The organism is Streptomyces sp. NPDC088730, from assembly GCF_044751215.1.
Classification (GTDB): Bacteria; Actinomycetota; Actinomycetes; order Streptomycetales; family Streptomycetaceae; genus Streptomyces.
This window is the reverse complement of the sequence record NZ_JBIVLK010000035.1, coordinates 1949-5252: the sequence shown is the minus strand read 5'-3', so window position 1 is coordinate 5252 and position 3304 is coordinate 1949. Positions and strand designations below refer to the sequence as shown.

General features: G+C 56.7%; 1 rRNA gene. It reads right to left on the bottom strand.

Annotation, left to right across the window (positions count from 1 at the left end):
* Positions 1–22: 22 nt before the first annotated feature.
* Positions 23–3147: ribosomal RNA gene (locus ACIP89_RS37735) — 23S ribosomal RNA — on the bottom strand.
* Between the last annotated feature and the right edge of the window lie 157 nt (positions 3148–3304).

Genomic DNA, 3304 nt, shown 5'->3' with positions numbered 1-3304 from the left:
AACACAGTGGACGCGAGCAACTGAGGACAAGCCCTCGGCCTATTAGTACCAGTCAGCTCCACCCGTTACCGGGCTTCCACATCTGGCCTATCAACCCAGTCGTCTACTGGGAGCCTTAACCAATCAAGTTGGTGGGAATACTCATCTCGAAGCAGGCTTCCCGCTTAGATGCTTTCAGCGGTTATCCTTTCCGAACGTAGCCAACCAGCCATGCCCTTGGCAGGACAACTGGCACACCAGAGGTTCGTCCGTCCCGGTCCTCTCGTACTAGGGACAGCCCTTCTCAATATTCCTACGCGCACAGCGGATAGGGACCGAACTGTCTCACGACGTTCTAAACCCAGCTCGCGTACCGCTTTAATGGGCGAACAGCCCAACCCTTGGGACCGACTCCAGCCCCAGGATGCGACGAGCCGACATCGAGGTGCCAAACCATCCCGTCGATATGGACTCTTGGGGAAGATCAGCCTGTTATCCCCGGGGTACCTTTTATCCGTTGAGCGACAGCGCTTCCACAAGCCACTGCCGGATCACTAGTCCCGACTTTCGTCCCTGCTCGACCCGTCGGTCTCACAGTCAAGCTCCCTTGTGCACTTACACTCAACACCTGATTGCCAACCAGGCTGAGGGAACCTTTGGGCGCCTCCGTTACTCTTTAGGAGGCAACCGCCCCAGTTAAACTACCCATCAGACACTGTCCCTGATCCGGATCACGGACCCAGGTTAGACATCCAGCACGACCAGAGTGGTATTTCAACGACGACTCCACAACCACTGGCGTGGCCGCTTCAAAGTCTCCCACCTATCCTACACAAGCCGAACCGAACACCAATATCAAACTATAGTAAAGGTCCCGGGGTCTTTCCGTCCTGCTGCGCGAAACGAGCATCTTTACTCGTAGTGCAATTTCACCGGGCCTATGGTTGAGACAGTCGAGAAGTCGTTACGCCATTCGTGCAGGTCGGAACTTACCCGACAAGGAATTTCGCTACCTTAGGATGGTTATAGTTACCACCGCCGTTTACTGGCGCTTAAGTTCTCAGCTTCGCCGACCCGAAAGTCAGCTAACCGGTCCCCTTAACGTTCCAGCACCGGGCAGGCGTCAGTCCGTATACATCGCCTTACGGCTTCGCACGGACCTGTGTTTTTAGTAAACAGTCGCTTCTCGCTGGTCTCTGCGGCCACCCCCAGCTCAGGAAGCAAGTTCCCTCACCAGTGATGGCCCCCCTTCTCCCGAAGTTACGGGGGCATTTTGCCGAGTTCCTTAACCATAGTTCACCCGAACGCCTCGGTATTCTCTACCTGACCACCTGAGTCGGTTTAGGGTACGGGCCGCCATGAAACTCGCTAGAGGCTTTTCTCGACAGCATAGGATCATCCACTTCACCACAATCGGCTCGGCATCAGGTCTCAGCCTCAATGTGTGACGGATTTACCTACCACACGGCCTACACCCTTACCCCGGGACTACCACCGCCCGGGCTGGACTACCTTCCTGCGTCACCCCATCGCTTACCTAATACAAGTCTGGTTCGTCGGCTCCACCACTACCCTCAACTCCGAAGAGATCGGGCCGGCTTCACGGACTTAGCATCGCCTGATTCAGTACTGGGCGTTTCAAAGCGGGTACCGGAATATCAACCGGTTGTCCATCGACTACGCCTGTCGGCCTCGCCTTAGGTCCCGACTTACCCTGGGCAGATCAGCTTGACCCAGGAACCCTTAGTCAATCGGCGCACACGTTTCTCACGTGTGTATCGCTACTCATGCCTGCATTCTCACTCGTGAACCGTCCACAACTCGCTTCCGCGGCTGCTTCACCCGGCACACGACGCTCCCCTACCCATCCCAGCCCCCGTTGGGGGTACATGCTGGAATGACACGACTTCGGCGGTACGCTTGAGCCCCGCTACATTGTCGGCGCGGAATCACTTGACCAGTGAGCTATTACGCACTCTTTCAAGGGTGGCTGCTTCTAAGCCAACCTCCTGGTTGTCTCTGCGACTCCACATCCTTTCCCACTTAGCGTACGCTTAGGGGCCTTAGTCGATGCTCTGGGCTGTTTCCCTCTCGACCATGGAGCTTATCCCCCACAGTCTCACTGCCGTGCTCTCACTTACCGGCATTCGGAGTTTGGCTAAGGTCAGTAACCCGGTAGGGCCCATCGCCTATCCAGTGCTCTACCTCCGGCAAGAAACACACGACGCTGCACCTAAATGCATTTCGGGGAGAACCAGCTATCACGGAGTTTGATTGGCCTTTCACCCCTAACCACAGGTCATCCCCCAGGTTTTCAACCCTGGTGGGTTCGGTCCTCCACGAAGTCTTACCTCCGCTTCAACCTGCCCATGGCTAGATCACTCCGCTTCGGGTCTTGAGCGCGCTACTAAACCGCCCTATTCGGACTCGCTTTCGCTACGGCTTCCCCACACGGGTTAACCTCGCAACACACCGCAAACTCGCAGGCTCATTCTTCAAAAGGCACGCAGTCACGACGCACCGAGTAAACTCGGCGCGCGACGCTCCCACGGCTTGTAGGCACACGGTTTCAGGTACTATTTCACTCCGCTCCCGCGGTACTTTTCACCATTCCCTCACGGTACTATCCGCTATCGGTCACCAGGGAATATTTAGGCTTAACGGGTGGTCCCGCCAGATTCACACGGGATTTCTCGGGCCCCGTGCTACTTGGGTGTCTCTTAAACGAGCCGTTAATGTTTCAGCTACGGGGGTCTTACCCTCTACGCCGGACCTTTCGCATGTCCTTCGCCTACATCAACGGTTTCTGACTCGTCTCACAGCCGGCAGACTATGAAAAAGAGATCCCACAACCCCGCATGCGCAACCCCTGCCGGGTATCACACGCATACGGTTTGGCCTGATCCAGTTTCGCTCGCCACTACTCCCGGAATCACGGTTGTTTTCTCTTCCTGAGGGTACTGAGATGTTTCACTTCCCCTCGTTCCCTCCACACTGCCTATGTGTTCAGCAGCGGGTGACAGCCCATGACGACTGCCGGGTTTCCCCATTCGGACACCCCCGGATCAAAGCTTGGTTGACAGCTCCCCGGGGCCTATCGTGGCCTCCCACGTCCTTCATCGGTTCCTGGTGCCAAGGCATCCACCGTGCGCCCTTAAAAACTTGGCCACAGATGCTCGCGTCCACTGTGCAGTTCTCAAACAACGACCAGCCACCCATCACCCCACCCTGACCGGATGAGTTCACTGGGGCCGGCAACCGAAGGACGACCATGACGGCCGTACCTTCAGATACCCAACAGCGTGCCCGACCCGACCGATCCCTT